18 protein-coding genes are annotated in these 15414 nt (G+C 36.7%); 5 read left to right on the top strand and 13 right to left on the bottom strand.

Features of this window, described 5'->3' with window-relative positions; translation table 11 throughout:
* Positions 1-35 precede the first annotated feature (35 nt).
* A complete protein-coding gene (gene alsR / locus MKX82_RS23910) occupies positions 36-923 on the top strand; it encodes an acetoin biosynthesis transcriptional regulator AlsR (RefSeq protein WP_237942524.1) in 888 nt (295 codons plus the stop codon).
* A gap of 92 nt (positions 924-1015) precedes the next feature.
* Here the strand turns inward: alsR and MKX82_RS23905 are convergent, their stop codons facing one another.
* Positions 1016-1939 carry a LysR family transcriptional regulator gene (locus tag MKX82_RS23905; RefSeq protein ID WP_341080642.1) on the bottom strand — a complete coding sequence of 308 codons (924 nt, stop codon included), beginning with the start codon at positions 1937-1939 and terminating at the stop codon, positions 1016-1018.
* A 131-nt stretch (positions 1940-2070) separates the two neighbouring features.
* Here MKX82_RS23905 and MKX82_RS23900 point away from each other — a divergent pair, with 131 nt between their 5' ends.
* On the top strand, positions 2071-3114 hold the full coding sequence (locus MKX82_RS23900) for a 2,3-butanediol dehydrogenase (protein ID WP_233315434.1): 1044 nt from the start codon (positions 2071-2073) through the stop codon (positions 3112-3114).
* A 43-nt stretch (positions 3115-3157) separates the two neighbouring features.
* On the opposite strand, the gene MKX82_RS23895 is transcribed toward MKX82_RS23900, so the two are convergent.
* From MKX82_RS23895 to MKX82_RS23870, 6 genes are all read right to left on the bottom strand, one after another.
* Entirely contained in the window at positions 3158-3538 is a 381-nt protein-coding gene (locus MKX82_RS23895) for a VOC family protein (protein ID WP_341080640.1), read from the bottom strand.
* Between the two features lie 24 nt (positions 3539-3562).
* Positions 3563-4123, bottom strand: a complete 561-nt coding sequence (locus MKX82_RS23890) for a sugar O-acetyltransferase (RefSeq protein ID WP_341080639.1) — start codon at positions 4121-4123, stop codon at positions 3563-3565.
* Between the two features lie 25 nt (positions 4124-4148).
* The gene (locus MKX82_RS23885) at positions 4149-5348 is read right to left on the bottom strand and encodes an MFS transporter (protein WP_237942515.1); all 1200 of its coding nucleotides are present in this window, start codon (positions 5346-5348) and stop codon (positions 4149-4151) included.
* A 359-nt stretch (positions 5349-5707) separates the two neighbouring features.
* Positions 5708-6895, bottom strand: a complete 1188-nt coding sequence (locus tag MKX82_RS23880; protein WP_341080638.1) for a Ger(x)C family spore germination protein — start codon at positions 6893-6895, stop codon at positions 5708-5710.
* Between the two features lie 174 nt (positions 6896-7069).
* Positions 7070-8062 carry a DUF3231 family protein gene (locus tag MKX82_RS23875; RefSeq protein ID WP_237942511.1) on the bottom strand — a complete coding sequence of 331 codons (993 nt, stop codon included), beginning with the start codon at positions 8060-8062 and terminating at the stop codon, positions 7070-7072.
* 149 nt (positions 8063-8211) lie between these two features.
* Positions 8212-8790: a DUF6944 family repetitive protein gene (locus MKX82_RS23870; protein WP_233315440.1), complete on the bottom strand. Its 579-nt coding sequence runs from the start codon at positions 8788-8790 to the stop codon at positions 8212-8214.
* Positions 8791-8969: 179 nt separating this feature from the next.
* On the opposite strand from MKX82_RS23870, the gene MKX82_RS23865 reads away from it, so the two are divergent.
* Complete coding sequence (locus MKX82_RS23865; RefSeq protein WP_237942506.1) at positions 8970-9179, top strand: hypothetical protein; 210 nt, start codon at positions 8970-8972, stop codon at positions 9177-9179.
* Positions 9180-9273: 94 nt separating this feature from the next.
* On the opposite strand, the gene MKX82_RS23860 is transcribed toward MKX82_RS23865, so the two are convergent.
* Positions 9274-10065, bottom strand: coding sequence for a phosphotransferase family protein (locus MKX82_RS23860; RefSeq protein WP_233315442.1), 792 nt, complete (start codon positions 10063-10065; stop codon positions 9274-9276).
* Positions 10066-10206: 141 nt separating this feature from the next.
* Here MKX82_RS23860 and MKX82_RS23855 point away from each other — a divergent pair, with 141 nt between their 5' ends.
* Positions 10207-10995 (top strand): PhzF family phenazine biosynthesis protein, encoded by a 789-nt coding sequence (locus MKX82_RS23855; protein WP_237942503.1) that lies wholly within the window; start codon positions 10207-10209, stop codon positions 10993-10995.
* Between the two features lie 251 nt (positions 10996-11246).
* Here MKX82_RS23855 and MKX82_RS23850 read toward each other — a convergent pair whose 3' ends face one another.
* From MKX82_RS23850 to MKX82_RS23830, 5 genes are all read right to left on the bottom strand, one after another.
* Positions 11247-11561, bottom strand: a complete 315-nt coding sequence (locus MKX82_RS23850; RefSeq protein WP_341080635.1) for a DUF3221 domain-containing protein — start codon at positions 11559-11561, stop codon at positions 11247-11249.
* 163 nt (positions 11562-11724) lie between these two features.
* Positions 11725-12273 carry a DUF4240 domain-containing protein gene (locus MKX82_RS23845; protein WP_341080632.1) on the bottom strand — a complete coding sequence of 183 codons (549 nt, stop codon included), beginning with the start codon at positions 12271-12273 and terminating at the stop codon, positions 11725-11727.
* Between the two features lie 160 nt (positions 12274-12433).
* On the bottom strand, positions 12434-13018 hold the full coding sequence (locus MKX82_RS23840; protein ID WP_233315446.1) for a hypothetical protein: 585 nt from the start codon (positions 13016-13018) through the stop codon (positions 12434-12436).
* Positions 13019-13135: 117 nt separating this feature from the next.
* A complete protein-coding gene (locus MKX82_RS23835; protein WP_341080627.1) occupies positions 13136-13792 on the bottom strand; it encodes a hypothetical protein in 657 nt (218 codons plus the stop codon).
* Between the two features lie 19 nt (positions 13793-13811).
* Positions 13812-14549, bottom strand: a complete 738-nt coding sequence (locus MKX82_RS23830; RefSeq protein ID WP_341080625.1) for an alpha/beta fold hydrolase — start codon at positions 14547-14549, stop codon at positions 13812-13814.
* Between the two features lie 303 nt (positions 14550-14852).
* Between MKX82_RS23830 and MKX82_RS23825 the strand changes: the two genes are divergently transcribed.
* The gene (locus MKX82_RS23825) at positions 14853-15398 is read left to right on the top strand and encodes a PadR family transcriptional regulator (protein WP_237942490.1); all 546 of its coding nucleotides are present in this window, start codon (positions 14853-14855) and stop codon (positions 15396-15398) included.
* Positions 15399-15414: the final 16 nt, after the last annotated feature.

The raw sequence follows: 15414 nt of genomic DNA, 5'->3' as shown, positions 1-15414 counted from the left end.
GTTTTACGAATGAATTAGTAAGGTGGGAATTTTTAATGGAGCTTAGACACTTGCAGTATTTTCAAACAGTGGCCGAGGAGCTTCATTTCGGTAGGGCGGCTGCCAGACTGAATATGACACAGCCCCCTCTTAGCCAGCAAATAAAACAGCTGGAGGAAGAATTGGGTTTCCCCCTGTTCCATCGCTCCAGTCGAGCTGTGGAGTTAACAACTGCCGGAGATGTGTTTTTAGGGCAAATTCGGTCTATCTTAAGTCAATTAGACAGAGCAGTTGATACAGCACGCCATACAGCCAGAGGCGAACTTGGAAAAATCATTATCGGCTTTGTCGGTACCGCTACATACGAAATTTTGCCGCCAGCTATTAAGGAATTTAGGACTATTTTTCCGTCAATTGATATTGAATTGCGGCAATTATCAGCGCCAAATCAGCTGAATGCGTTATTGAACGGTGATATAGATATCGGCTTTTCCCATCCTCCTGTAGCAAGCTGTGAGCTTATCAGCAGAAGCTTGAAAAAAAGTGAATGTGTGATTGCGATACCTAAAAATCATCGTTTAGCTGATAAACAAGCTGTTGCAATAACAGACATGATGAATGAACCGATTATCTCCTTATCGAAGGAGGCGTGGCCTTCCCTCTACGAGGACTTTATCCAACTATGCAATAAGCATGGATTTCAGCCGAATATTGTTCAAGAGTCCACTGAATACCAAATGGTAATTGGTTTAGTCACCGCTGGTATTGGCATTGCCGTTGTGCCTGACTCTGCTAAAAAGCTGTTTAATCTAGATGTGCTTTATAAAAAACTGGATCAGGAAGAACTAATAGCTGAATGGATTATTTCTTACCGGCGAGAAAATCATAACCCAGCTCTTTTTCACTTAGTTCACCATGTATTACAGCGCACGAGCTTATTTTAGCTCCTCTAAACCTTCTTCTAAACTATTAAAAAAGCTGCCCATCGGCAGCTGACAAAAGCTAAAAATGATAACGCTCTCTAACCATCTATCTTTTACATTTTACTCCCATTGTTAACATCGCTTGCTTTTATCGTTCGATGAATACGCTTTAAAAATTCTCTAATAATACGGGATAACCCATTGTTGGCATTATAAAAATAGCCAAAGGAATATGTTTTGTAATGAGGTTCTGCAAAGTTAATGACCACATATTTATCACTTCTTGATAATCCCGCATCTGTTTGAAAGGCATAATCAAATCCTATATTTATGGCAGTATTATTTTCAAGCGTATGACGTATGGTATCCACATTATTTGTTGTGAACAGGATATCGTAGGGGAGCGAGCTAAAACTCTTCATAAATTCCTGAATATATATATCATTGTAAAGAACGATAGGCTGGTTAATTAACATTTCTTGTTTAATGAGTTTGTTACGGGCCAATGGGGAGTCCTTATTAACCGCTACCACCATGTGTCCATCCAGCAGCTTCTTAAATACGAGATTCTTATACTTTTTTTCCTCTTTTTCGGTATAAGTTATAAAACCAACATCCACTTCCCCTTCTAGCACTTTCTCAATAATATACTCAGTGCTATTTTCATAGATAGATGCCTTAATATTCGGATATTCACATTTTATGTCAGAAATTAAACCAACGAGCATTTCCATCGGTCCAGGATATGTTGCAATCTTGATTTCACCATTCATTGTATTCGTGTAAGCTTCGGCCTCATCCATAAACTCCTGTAATTTCTGCAAAACTGAATTTGCCTTTTCCACAAGCTTTTGTCCCTCATCAGTCGGAACAGATCCTCTTCTGGAGCGATGAAAAAGCATAATATTTAATTCTTTTTCAAGATTTTTAATAGATTGACTCAACGCAGGCAGTGTTACATGCATATTATCAGCCGCCTCCTTTAGCGAGCCTGTCCGTGCTATTTCTACCATGTACTTCAGTTGTTCAATATTCATCAGTATCTATTCCTTTTAATCTCTTTAGTTAAGCAGCCCTTAACCATAGTTAATATTAACTAAATTTATCATAAGTGAAACTAGCTGTATACTAATATTTGTAAACAACATTACATAAGGAGCTGTTTTGAATGAAGGCATTGAGATGGCATAATCAAAGAGACATTCGTTTAGAGGAAATAGACGAACCAACAGTAAAACGTGGCCAAGTGAAAATGAAGGTTAAATGGTGCGGTATTTGTGGCAGTGATCTTCACGAGTATTTAGGCGGACCTATTTTTATTCCAGTTGATCAGCCTCATCCGTTAACAAAAGAGGTTGCTCCAGTAACATTAGGACACGAATTCTCTGGTGAAGTCGTGGAAATTGGCGAAGGAGTAACAAACTATCAAGTTGGCGACCGCGTTGTCGTAGAACCAATTTTCGCTACATATGGACACCAAGGGGCGTATAATCTTGATGAAAACATGGGCTTTTTAGGCCTTGCTGGAGGCGGCGGCGGTCTTAGTGAATATGTAGCTGTAGATGAAGAACTTTTATTTAAATTACCGGATGATTTGTCATATGAACAAGGTGCACTCGTTGAACCAGCAGCAGTAGCACTTTATGCTGTCCGTTCAAGCAGAGTGAAGGCCGGCGACAAAGTGGCAGTTTTCGGATGCGGACCAATCGGCTTACTTGTTATTGAAGCACTAAAAGCAGCAGGAGCTACCGATATATATGCTGTTGAGCTCTCTCCTGAAAGACAGGCAAAAGCAGAAGAGTTAGGAGCAATCATTATTGACCCGTCTAAAATTACAGATACTGTTGCAGAAATTGCCCGCTTAACAGACGGCGGTGTTGACGTGTCATTTGAAGTGACAGGTGTGCCAATTGTGCTTCGCCAAGCAATCCAATCTACCGGAATTGGCGGGGAAACTATCATTGTCAGCATATGGGAAAAAGGCGCCGAAATTCTGCCGAATGATATTGTTATTAAAGAGCGCACTGTTAAAGGTATTATCGGCTATCGCAATGTTTTTCCTGCAGTCCTGTCTTTAATGCAAAAAGGCTATTTTTCGGCTGAAAAGCTTGTGACGAAAAAGATTGCTTTAGACGATGTTATTGAAGAAGGATTTGAAAGCTTGATTAACGAAAAAAAGCAAGTGAAAATCTTAGTTAAATCAGAGCAATAATAAAAAAAGCAGGCTGTCTTTAACGACAGCCCTGCCCTGCACATTATACAGTTAACTCTAACAAGTTCCCTTCCGAATCTTCTATAACACTTTCATAATAGCCGTCACCAGTAACCCGAGGACCGTTTACGTGACGGTAACCGTCATTTTTTAATCTGGCGGTCATATCATCCACTGCCTCCCTGCTTCCTAAAGAGATGGCAATATGAGCCCAGCCGAGTATTTCCTCGTTGCTCTTCTTATCAATACCTGCTTTGCGCATTATCTCTAATCTTGCACCTGAGTCAAATGAAAGAAAATAAGACTCGAATTCCTTTACTTTATTATGATACTTGCTTGATGACTTACCATTAAAATACTTTTCATAAAAAGCTCTCGTCGCTTCCAAATCATTGACCCAAATGGCCACATGCTCTATTCTCATTTCTGAATCACTCCGTTTTCTGTATCATAGTTCAATATATTTAATGATTCTTGCCGGATTTCCACCAACGACTGCATTGTCTGGAACATCCTTTGTAACAACCGCACCTGATGCAATAACAACATTATTCCCTACTGTCACTCCTGGATTAATAATCGCACTTCCGCCAATCCAGACATTGTTTCCAAATGTGATTGGTTTACCATATTCCTTGCCTGAATTTCTGTCTGTTGGATGGAGCGGATGTGTTGCTGTGTAGATTTGCACACCTGGAGCCAGCATGCAGTTGTCACCAAAACGGACTTCACACACATCAAGAATAGTGCAATCGAAATTGGCATAAAAGTTTTCTCCAACATAAGTGTTTCTTCCATAATCAAAACGGATATTAGGTTCCATATAAATGTTTTGTCCTGTTGCCCCAAGTAAGTCTTTTAATAATGCAGCCCGTTTTTCGCCCTCCGTTTCTATTGTTTGATTATATAGCCTTACCTTTTGTCTTGCTTCCTTACGCTCACTAGTTAGTACTGGATCTGCTGGATTATACATTTCTCCCGCAAGCATCTTTTCTTTTTCTGTTTTCATGACGAGTCCTACCTTTAATATGTTTTTATAAAGCAGTTTTTGTATTTCTTTTTAATAGTTGGTTCAATTTTTCAGAACATAACAGCATTGCCGCAGCAAAGATAATGATACAAATTGGAAAGATTCCAATTGTTAAGGAAGATGAAATAAACCCAACGAGCGGCGGCATGAAGGTTGTGCCAGTATAAGCTAATGCCATTTGGTAGCCCATGATCGTTTGTGAATGTCTCTTTCCAAAACGGGCAGGCGTTTCATGAAGCATACATGGGAAAATCGGTGCTAACCCTAAGCCTATAATGATAAAGCCTATTAGCGAAAACAGTGATGGCAGTGGTAACAATAATATGATTGCACCAAGCAAGGCAATTAATTGCCCTGAACGTATTAATGTTCGATTAGTCAATTTGAAGGTGATAAACCCTGTTAAAAACCTGCCCACAGTAATTCCTGCATAATATAAGGAAACCCATTGTGCGGCAGATGCGGCACTTAGTCCTTTCACGTTTACGAGAAAACTACTGCCCCATAGCCCTAATGTTGCTTCCACTCCACAATAAAACAAGAACGTCGCCATAGCCAGTTTTACCCCTTTAACCTGTAAAGGCTTTAGCGCTTTTTCATCATCAACAGAAGCAGCTTCTAATAACTCTTCCTGTACAGATGTATTATGATTATTACCGACTCTTTTCCATAAAGGCAATGTGAACAAAAGAATGACTACTAATACAAATTGAATGGCAGAGATAACAAAATAGCCACTTCTCCACATATTTCCCTCTGAGATAAACTGAGCCATAATAATCGGGCCAAGAGTAGCCCCCACTCCCCAAAAGCAATGCAGCCAGCTCATATGATGGGCTTTATAATGAACAGCTACATAATCGTTCAAGCCTGTATCAACGGCCCCCGCTCCTAAACCAAGCGGGATAGCGCATACAATTAGCCAAACAACAGAGGGCGCAAAGCAAAATCCAAGCAAGGCAGCAGCTGTCATTAGAACACTGACAAATGTAACCTTGCCAGTTCCGAAACGTTTGAGCACCTTACCGCTGATTAAACTCGAGATAATTGTACCGCCCGCAATGACCATAAAAAGCAAGCCGGCAGTCTCAAGCGGTGCGCCAAGGTCTAATTGCATGACCGGCCATGCAGCCCCAAGCAGCGAATCCGGCAAGCCTAAGCTGATAAATGCCAAGTAAATAATGATTAATAGAAATAATGCCATAGTTAACCTCGCTCATCATTATTTTAGTAATTTCATTGCCGCTTCAAGGACTTTTTAAAACCATTTAATAAGTCTCCAGAAACTTATTAAACAACCTTAATAAGTTATGAAAATACTATAACATATAAAATTAGCCAATTCAATTACGATTATTAAATCCTCATTTTATAGTTATTTATATTACTATTCTAGATGATTAAATTTAATGTCTATTTTTAAGCAATCAATTCATTATTGTTACCTATACGATATTACTTTCATTATATCAGGGCTTTTTTAAAATATAGGATCCCTTTCTTTTCATATAAAAAACAGCTGCAATCTGCAACTGAAATTTATTTTTAAATATACATTATTTTCTATTTCATGATAAGACGTTCATTTCTTAGTCCAGTTCTTTTTATTTCCGAATCAAAAATAATTTGGATCTTTGATTTTGCAAACCCCTCATCCCAATTATTCTTATATTTTTTAAAATGCTTGTAGTCTTGTTCTCTTAGCAGTTCTCCCAACCCAAATATGTCTGCATTAAAATCCTCTTTCATTTTTTCAATACTATCGGTTATTTCTTTTTCCATCAGAGTGTTAATTGCTTTTTCAAAGTCCTCAAAAGCATATGGCTTCTTAATATTAGTTAGGCATTGCGTCCCTAGGAGAAATCCCTCTGTTTTAACTTTTATTGTAAAGGTTGGTACCCCTTCCTTTTCTGCTGCAGTTACTTTTGTCAGCGAATTTGTAACACGATAGCCTATTTTTTTATCATCTTTCCCACACACAGCAGAAATAACGGTACTTTTAATATTATTTTGGACAAACAGCATATTTCGAACATCGTAGAAAGAGATATAACCAAGCAATTTACCACCTTTTACAATACCGAGAGAATCAACGTCTACTTTACTTTCAGGAGTTACACTTTTCATATTTTCAATATTGCCGCCTTTTTTGGGGTCTCCTCTAACCTTCATCGCTACAAGTACAGGCGTTTGTCCGTCAGAATTATAAATTCGAATAAAATCATTCAGCTTTAATTCAGGCACCCCTCCCCAGTCTTTATACATGGATACGAGCTGTGTATAAACTTTTAAGGATGAACTTTTTTTGTACATGTTATTGACTTTTAATACATCGGCAGCATCGCCGCCTCTTGCGATAACTACTTCAAAATCATCGCGTATTTCCCGATTCCTATCCAAAAAATCCATAAATTCAAGCATGCCTTTTTCTGCTATTTCTTCACTAATCACTAACAGCCTCATATGGGAAAGTATAAAACTTTGTTCACTTGTAATATTAAATTTATGGGTAATCTCCGCAATCGTGTTACCTTCTAATGTCTGAACGTTTGCAGGAGCAAAGCCTTCCGCCGTACGAGGACTGACTTCTGAAGCTGCCGTAGTTTCAACTGTCAGTCTATATTTTTGATTATCACCCTTGTCCACCGCCATCCCTGTAACAATGGAAACATTCATCAATTCTTTCCGATCCCAACAACCGCTTAAAAGATTAACTAAAACAATCAATATTATTAATTTTGTGATTTTCAAAAAATCCCCTTCTTTAATCAGCGGCATTTTCGCTAGGAGTGAGACACTTCCATTTATTATGCTTTTTATTTTGAATTTTTATCCGATACCACCAATTTACTTGCTATTAACAAGTTAAAAAAGTGAACAAGGAAGCTGGACGGAGCTCCCTATGTTTTGCTATTTCCAGTTTAGTTAATTTCTGTCGGCTGACACTGGCGGCTGTTCTAACCACTCATGATCAATCATGATATTTGAACCGTCTTCAGAGAGCTTCAACACTTCCCCAATTAAACGCAGATAATCCGCAACTAAATCGCTTCTCTGACTTTCAGAAATAGATATTCCATAGTTGCCAATCCCAGCATAAACCATCAAACTAAAGTGGAACATCATGAGTTTATCCGAAAAAGGTGCTTCCATTGATTCTGTTATTTCGTGAACAGCAGACATGGGAGTCGGCAGTGAAGCCATTTCTAAATAACTGTCTAATACCTTCACATGCTTGATAGCAATTTCTTTCCCTCTTAAAAAATATTTACGAACCTTTTCATTTTTTGTAACTTGGCTAAAAGCCATCGCTAAGCATATTCCTGTATGATTTGTTTGGACATTAGCAAACAGATTGGTTACCTCAGTGCCAGATAGTACCCTCCTTCTGCCAAAACCTTCTAAAATAAAGGCTTGCTTATGTACGAACTCTAATTTTTCGGGATATGGAATAACAGGTGGACGAACTGCTATTCCTTTTTCTAATAACAGGCTAGTTATTTTATTATCAATTTCAATTGTCTCAGTTAGGCAAGCGGTAAAAAAAGTACGTATATCTTGACGGTAAGTGTTCTGCAATACTCTTCCATGTGTAGCTAGCCCCCCTTTAGACATATTTCTAAGATAAACTAAGTAAAAAGTATCTGAAAACAAGCGCTTAACATTTAAATTGACATCTTCCTCAGTAAATCCTTGGGGTATTTGAATTTTTTCCATTGAATATATCTGTCTAATAAATTCAACATGTTCTTCTGAGAGCTTCTTTGCATGAATAATAATTGATTTAATATCTTCATCTTCGATATGTTTAAGAAAATACTTAAAAACACAAATAGACATACTATCTGCAAGGAAGGTAGCCCATAAGTAGGACAATTCTGCAGCAGTTAATTTAATTCGGTCGTGATTTACTTCCATTTTACTCCTCCATCTTTATCCTTACTATTGGCCTTAATATTGTTCCCTTACTTTTCCTAAAAATATGTCCAAAAGTTAAAGTAAGCTGATTGTTTTGGATTTTTGACCAACGAATCTACATATAACAACTACTAATAGTCTGTAATAATTTATTCATTAATATTAAGTCGAATTTCCTCCAGCTCCTCTTGTATTTGCCCAATAAGGGAGATGACAGAACCTGCAGCTTGTATCCAGCTGCCAGCAACCCCTGTTTTACCTTGGTTTAAATTATTTGTGTTTAACGCTTGCACACCACCTACAGCTTGTAACGAATTGCCGATTCCTTGCAGCAGATTACCGATAATATTCTCTGCCCTGCCCATTTCTGTTGAATCAAAGAATTCATCGGCAAGACCCACAAAGCTCCCTAATGCTTGAAGCCAGTTACCAGTAATAATAAGTCTTTGCTCCGTTTCTGTATTAGAAGTTCCATAAAGGATCAGACCAGTAATGACTGTCGAATTACCAACAGCCTGGATTTCGTCCCCGATCTTTTCTAACGATACGGTTCCTTGACCATCAGCAGATAATGCACTCCCAGAAGCCTGCAGCACATTACCCACTAAGCGGAGTTCATAGTTTTGATTTTTGCTCAAATGAAAATCAGGAGTGCTCCCAATCGCAGCTTGGATCGTACCAATTGTAGAAAGAAGGGAACCAGTTATTTCTTTCCAATGACCGTTCATATAACACCATTCCAAATAAAGTAATTGATGTATCTTATTCGTCAGGCAGCTGTTTGGTTAGTGGAGTGATTCTAGTTAACGAGTGCAGAGCTTCGGACGTCCGTATTAGCAATATTGTTTATCCTTTTCATGTATGGGCCATAATGATTTTATAAACTAATTAGGAGGGATTTAAAAATATGAACAATCCTACTTTGAAAATAGCAATCGAGATAGATGACAAACAAAAGGAATATTTAGAAGTAATAAAAAATCAAATTAAAGAAAGACTGGTTGATTCTAATCAAGGCTATTTCAGCATAATTGATGAATCGAATGAAAATATATCTATAGCTTTTTCTCCTAATACTTATTCCATCCAAATGAATATGCTAGCATTAGAAAAATAATTTTGTGTCATCCAATAAAGCCTTCACAGTAATGTGAAGGCTTTATTACCATATCGAGCTTATTTCATAGGCTCATTAAGAAGAGAGGGGAGCATTAAAAAAATTCATACAATCCATTTACATAAAAATCGTAAATATTTTCATCTATAATATTATCTCCATATCCTTTAAAAAATAGTTCTTTATCTCCTCTTTCATCAAAAATATTGGTTCTTGGCTGTACAGCTAAGGCTGCATCATATCTTGGATCGCCAAAATCCCCGCGTCCCCAATCAATGACACCAGTTATTTCGCCAGCAGACACTAATACATTATCAATCGTAAAATCTCCATGAATGAGCGTTGATACATAGCTTGTAGGTTTCGTTTTCTTCATTTTTTCTAATAACTCCTTATTTCCATCCACCTGATAATTTTCTAGGTAGAAGTCCGCCTCCTCTAGCATGCGGCTTAGCCAATGCGTGTTCCTTAGTTCACCAGGACATGGAGTGGCATGAATCTGAGCTAAAGTTGCGCCAAAATTAACCAATATTTTTCGCCTCTGCTCCTTATTTTCTTCTTTCGATAAAGCCGCTCTCACTGTTTCTCCCTCTATAAATTCAAGAAGAGCCCAGCATTCATTTAGCTTGGCTTGTTTTACATACTTTATCACTTTTGGAACAGGTAATGTTGTCTGATTACTTAAGCAGTTTAAAACAACTATTTCTTTGTCCAGCCATGAGCAATAAAGGTCACCCTTTGCCCTTTTTAGCGCATAAGTTCCTTGTGTACTTTCAATTATTCCAACATCTGAGGTGCATCCCTGCCGAGGAAACTTAATTGATTTAATATTTTTAAGATAATCTGTTATAGCAGCTGGAATTTCCGTAGTTTTGATAGGCTGCATTCAAATCCCCCCCTATTTATTATGAAATAATTCCCCATAATTTATGGCTGTTTACAAATTTCACTTTTACTATTGATTGCATACAAGCTACATGATATTTTAATATTTATAATTATTCGAACCTTTAGGAGGCTAATAGTAATGAAATGTTATTTTGTCGATGCTTTTGCTGAAAAAGTATTTGAAGGAAATCCAGCTGCTGTGTGTATTTTAGAGAAATGGCCTTCTGATAATCTCATGCAGTTAATTGCCAAAGAAAATAATTTATCAGAAACTGCTTTTGCTGTAAAAACCGGTGATAAATATCATTTAAGATGGTTCACACCAGGAGGAGAAATTGATTTGTGCGGCCACGCTACCCTTGCGACAGCTTTCGTTTTAGCCAATTTTTATACGAAAGAAGCAAAACAATGGATATTCCAAACACTAAGCGGTGATTTAACTGTATTAAAAAAAGGAGAATTATTTGAAATGGATTTTCCAAGCAGGATGCCAGCTAAAATAGACATCTCTAATAATATAATAAACGCACTAGGCGTTACTCCTGTTGCAGCCTATTTAGCGAGAGATCTTATGTTAGTTTTGGAAGATGAAAATAATGTGCTTCAAGCAACTCCTAATTTCACTGCACTGAAGGAAATAGAAGACGGAGTCGGTGTCATCTTAACAGCTAAAAGCAATCAGTTTGATTTTGTCTCAAGAGCTTTTTTCCCGAAATTAAATGTTAACGAAGATCCTGTGTGCGGCTCTGCACATTGCCAGCTTATTCCCTACTGGTCAGAAAAATTAAACAAAACAGAAATGGTAGCAAGACATCTATCTGAGCGGGGCGGAACTTTATATTGCAAGCTGGATGGTGAGAGAGTCAGAATCAGCGGCTATGCTGTACTCTATTCTGTTGCAGAATTGCAATTAGAAGCAGACTATTAACAGGGATGATATTCTATCACAGCATGCATAGTTAGCGCTGTACTGAAAGTTATATATTTATTTCCAAAAAACGGAAGCAACATAAGCTGTAACTTAATTAACCAATGGACAATCTAATAGCTGGTTGTTTTTTGGTTTTTTAAAGGAATTGTTGCTTTAATCACTCCATGCCTCAATCGTATTAACTCCTTTTCCAAAAAAGAATATTGATTTGGTTTGCTAAAAACACTGCTAACTTTTCTGTATACTTCCTATTCATCTACAATGGTTACCCAATAAGCATCACCACCGCCAGGAGCAGAAGCTTCAACTATCCCACTATAGTAAATTTTCACTTCTTGGCCTTGAGATAGATTTTTTATTACTTTATCAGGAATATAGGCTGGCATATCAAAAACAATCCCTTGGTATTCATACATCTTCCTTAATTCTCTTTTCGTTTTATTTGTGGTGTCATCAAGGGAATATTCCTTTCCCCATATGGAAGGGTGCCTATCTTGCTGATTATTTTGCTGAACTTCTAAAACGGTACCATGATAAATCGGGGTGACAGTGAAAAATAGCAAAACACCTATTGCTATTAGTCCTAATATCGCTGCTGCAATGATAAAAAAAAAGTTTTCTTCGTTTTTTCAAAGTCACAGCACCTCCACCATTTTAAGCAGCGTTAATTCCAATTAATTAGAATCAACGCCGCGTCAGTGTCTAAAACATGCCCTTTATGTAAATTCATCCAAGAGGATCTTCTTCAAACCTTTTCCATAGTATTGGAAATAAACCCTCTAAATCTTCTTCTTCCCAATCAAACTCTATTTCTTTTGCAGGCTGTAAGCCCTTCTGATCAAGTGCTTCTAGAAACTCATCATAAATATTATCATTCCATTCTGTATCACCTGTTTTAATGAGACTATAAGCCTCTAAGCCAGCAGAAAGCAATTCTTCATTTTGAGGGAAACCTTCTTCGTCAAGATTATCTTCGCTGATATACTCTGCTAGAAACTCAGGGTCTTTCAATACTTTATTGAACACTTCCTCTCCTTGTCCAATCAGCCATCCTCGAAAATAATCAAAAGCATCGTCAGAACATCCACCCATTAACACATATGCCGCTCCCCATAGGCGAGATTGATAACTGCTATTCATCAGTGATTGGAAATGACATTCAAAATCTATCACTTCCTCTATTTTTTTCTGAGCTAGTTCCTCAATTATCCATTCTGCTTGATCATCACCTGATTTAGACAATTCTATTAAGCTCCACAAGTCCTTCTGTTCCACTATAAAACCTCCATTATGTTTTATAAGTTTATGTTCGACATATTGTAAACGACTTCCTTCCACCATAAATTCAATATTGTTTAAGTTATTGTAAATAAAAAAAAGCGGACTCTTTTCATAAAGAACCAGCTTTATAATATAATAAACAAGTTACACATAATTAGGATAATCCTCTAAATACAATACCTCTATTTCTATTAAAGTTATAATGTAAATGTATGAACAAAGTAAGCCATAACCAACAATCCTCTTCATATGCTGACTCTACTTCAAAGCTATGCTTATCCTCACTGTGATGCTGATATTTTGCCACAAACGATTTGTCCTTTAAAATCTCAAATGTTAAGCCATCATCATCAAAAAATAGTTGATAAATCTCATCATTAAAGGGAAATTCGTAGAAATATTTTACGGTTTCATTGTGATATGTGAGTGTAATGGTTTGGCTGCTTCCAGCCTTTTTATAAACCACTTCTCTATTTAATACACGATTAGCTGCTGATGACATGCTTGTATCGCATGTCGCTTTTATTTTTATTGTCTCCGAAGCATTTTGAATTGTGATATGGTTTTGTCTGACAAAAACCTCTTTTTGGCCAAGAATACTTCTTTTTGCTAATTTTTTAGTTGTCCCCTCTGTTTCTAATCTAATAGTACCTATTACATTTCCGTTGCCATCTTGCATATTTACAATCGTATCAAAAGAAGAAAGCGCTTTATATTGCCAAGGAATTACTTTTATCATATTAAAACCCCCGAATAAGTATTACCTATATATACGGAAACGTATGAAAATGGTTTCATTAAATCTTTTGAAACAGCCCAAAACCCCTCTTTATAAAAGAGGGGTAATAAACTTCTATTACTTTACTGGATTTCTTGCTTGGAATAAACTTGTTACTAACAATGATACTACTAAAACGACTTCAAAAAGATTAGTAACAGCATTACTGTTTATTGGTATTCGTACGGCACTCATAACAATCATTAAAAAAGCTCCGACAAAAAACCAAATCCATTTTTGTTTAATTAGCACGATAATAGCAGCAATCAAAAGAATAATAGAAACAAGGATAACCATAATAGGCGGCCCGCCGCTGTGCTCTGAACTGTATGAAAGAACACCATACTCCCACTTAGGAACGATTCTCAGGCCAACCACTTCTGTATAAAGTTCTATTAGTATTAATAATGGCGTTACGATAAAAGGCGCTATTTGAAAACTAACACTCTGACCAAAACGGCTGTTTGTTTTCTTTATCGCAGCCCAAGCATAAAAGACCAGAAAAGGTGTGAATAGTGCATGAAGAAGAAAGCGCAGGAGATTTAAGTTCTCTGCTAGCGTTCCTTCTCCAAGAAATTTCCCTATTGTAATAACACCATTATCGTATAAAAGGCCGATTACGACTGGTAATAGGAAAAACAGGCTTAAAATAGAAGATTTTTTTAATATTTTAAGGATTATAATAAGGATAACTAAGTATATAATCGTAAATAGCAAAAATAACAAACTGTCCATACATTACTCCTTACTCGAATTATTTAGTCCAATTATGCTCTTCTGCCCAATTTTCTATATTGTCTACGATACTATCTTGTTGTTCCTTCACACTGATTTTGGCTTCATTATCGCCAGACTGCTCACCATAAACACCAAATTGAGCATGGTTTCCACCTGCGATTTCAACATAATCAGCAGTGTCAGGCAGATGTGGTTTATTTTCTTTAATTTTTGCTTGTGTACTTAAGCCATCTTCTGAACCACTAATGGATAGCACTGGCAGGCTGGAACTAAACAGCGTTTCATTTTCAGCTGCGTAAGAACCTAATAATACTAGCCCTTGAACTTTATCAATATTCTTATCGGCATACATCGCTGCTGCCGCTCCGCCCATTGAATGTCCGCCTAAAATCCAATTTTCCACACCTTTATATTCACTGATCAGCTCATCAGCTTTACTATAATCGAAAATAGGCAAATTCAATGTTACATTTGGAATAGCTACCAGCATATTATTTTTAGCAAGCTCTTGTGCTAAGTAACCGTAAGCTTCAGGTTCCACTTTTGCTCCAGGATAAAGGATGATACCTGTTGTACTGTCCTTATCTCCATAAATTAGCCAATCACCATCCTTAGAATATTTATTGTCCATCTTAATTGCTGGATCATCAATTGCTTCATAAGTGATCTGTGTCCAGACAAAAAATGCTGAAACAGCTAATAAAATAACGATTAGTAAAGAAAGAAGAACTTTTTTGTTAAATATTTTTTTCATATGTCTAATACCTTAATTGCCTAAACATGGATGAATTGCGGCAATTATTTGCCCTTTCTAGTTTTTTCTTTAGTAGTTAATATTTCCGTTAGCCTTATAACTTAAAACAGCAATTACTAACTTCGGATTTAGAATCCTTTAGTAATTTTATTCACTTGTATACATCTTCACTCCTAACCTAAATAGTCATATGTCTAAAATGACATATGTTAATAATATAATAATATATGCCTTTATTCAACTTAGACAAGGAGTTATGGTATAATTTGATAACATTATAAGAATGGAAAAGAGTGGGATACATTGAGTTTACGGTATGCTTTATTAGGAATAATTGCAAAAAAACCTGTTAGCGGTTATGAGGTTGTGAATATTTTCAAAGAGCAGGTAGTGTATTTTTGGAACTCTACCCATAGTCAAATTTATACAGAGCTTCATAAATTAGAAAACGAAGAGTTGCTGCAGCATGAACTTATTATCCAAAATTCTTCACCTAATAAGAAAATATATACGATTACGGATACGGGAAAAAAAGAATTATTGGATTGGATACTCCATAGCCCATTAAAGCCTGCCAAAATAAAGGATGAATTTCTAATTAAGGCAGCAGCATTTGATATTATGTCAAAAGCAGAAATTATTCAGTTATTAGACGAAGTTATTACAAGAGAGGAAAGAGTGCTGAGCATGACAAAAGAATGGCAGGAAAACTTCTCTGAAAAATCTCCAAACACAAATTTAGGCTCTGTAATAACTTCAGAATATGGTATTCGTTATGCAGAAATGTATTTAAATTGGTGCAAATGGGTGAAGGAATATTTACACAACCATAATTCGGATAACAACTAAAAGAGTAAAAGCACAA

The sequence above is a fragment of the Niallia sp. FSL R7-0271 genome (genome assembly GCF_038005785.1).
In the GTDB taxonomy this organism is placed as follows: Bacteria; Bacillota; Bacilli; order Bacillales; family Cytobacillaceae; genus Niallia.
The sequence above is the reverse complement of the archived record's forward strand: the minus strand, read 5'-3'. Positions and strand labels throughout refer to the sequence as shown.

What these genes read in the sequence shown, in the direction of transcription:
- alsR (WP_237942524.1), top strand. Translation starts at nt 36, where the DNA reads ATGGAGCTTAGACACTTGCAGTATTTTCAAACAGTGGCCGAGGAGCTT.
- MKX82_RS23905 (WP_341080642.1), bottom strand. Translation starts at nt 1,939, where the DNA reads ATGAATATTGAACAACTGAAGTACATGGTAGAAATAGCACGGACAGGC.
- MKX82_RS23900 (WP_233315434.1), top strand. Translation starts at nt 2,071, where the DNA reads ATGAAGGCATTGAGATGGCATAATCAAAGAGACATTCGTTTAGAGGAA.
- MKX82_RS23895 (WP_341080640.1), bottom strand. Translation starts at nt 3,538, where the DNA reads ATGAGAATAGAGCATGTGGCCATTTGGGTCAATGATTTGGAAGCGACG.
- MKX82_RS23890 (WP_341080639.1), bottom strand. Translation starts at nt 4,123, where the DNA reads ATGAAAACAGAAAAAGAAAAGATGCTTGCGGGAGAAATGTATAATCCA.
- MKX82_RS23885 (WP_237942515.1), bottom strand. Translation starts at nt 5,348, where the DNA reads ATGGCATTATTTCTATTAATCATTATTTACTTGGCATTTATCAGCTTA.
- MKX82_RS23875 (WP_237942511.1), bottom strand. Translation starts at nt 8,062, where the DNA reads ATGGAAGTAAATCACGACCGAATTAAATTAACTGCTGCAGAATTGTCC.
- MKX82_RS23870 (WP_233315440.1), bottom strand. Translation starts at nt 8,790, where the DNA reads ATGAACGGTCATTGGAAAGAAATAACTGGTTCCCTTCTTTCTACAATT.
- MKX82_RS23865 (WP_237942506.1), top strand. Translation starts at nt 8,970, where the DNA reads ATGAACAATCCTACTTTGAAAATAGCAATCGAGATAGATGACAAACAA.
- MKX82_RS23860 (WP_233315442.1), bottom strand. Translation starts at nt 10,065, where the DNA reads ATGCAGCCTATCAAAACTACGGAAATTCCAGCTGCTATAACAGATTAT.
- MKX82_RS23855 (WP_237942503.1), top strand. Translation starts at nt 10,207, where the DNA reads ATGAAATGTTATTTTGTCGATGCTTTTGCTGAAAAAGTATTTGAAGGA.
- MKX82_RS23840 (WP_233315446.1), bottom strand. Translation starts at nt 13,018, where the DNA reads ATGATAAAAGTAATTCCTTGGCAATATAAAGCGCTTTCTTCTTTTGAT.
- MKX82_RS23835 (WP_341080627.1), bottom strand. Translation starts at nt 13,792, where the DNA reads ATGGACAGTTTGTTATTTTTGCTATTTACGATTATATACTTAGTTATC.
- MKX82_RS23830 (WP_341080625.1), bottom strand. Translation starts at nt 14,549, where the DNA reads ATGAAAAAAATATTTAACAAAAAAGTTCTTCTTTCTTTACTAATCGTT.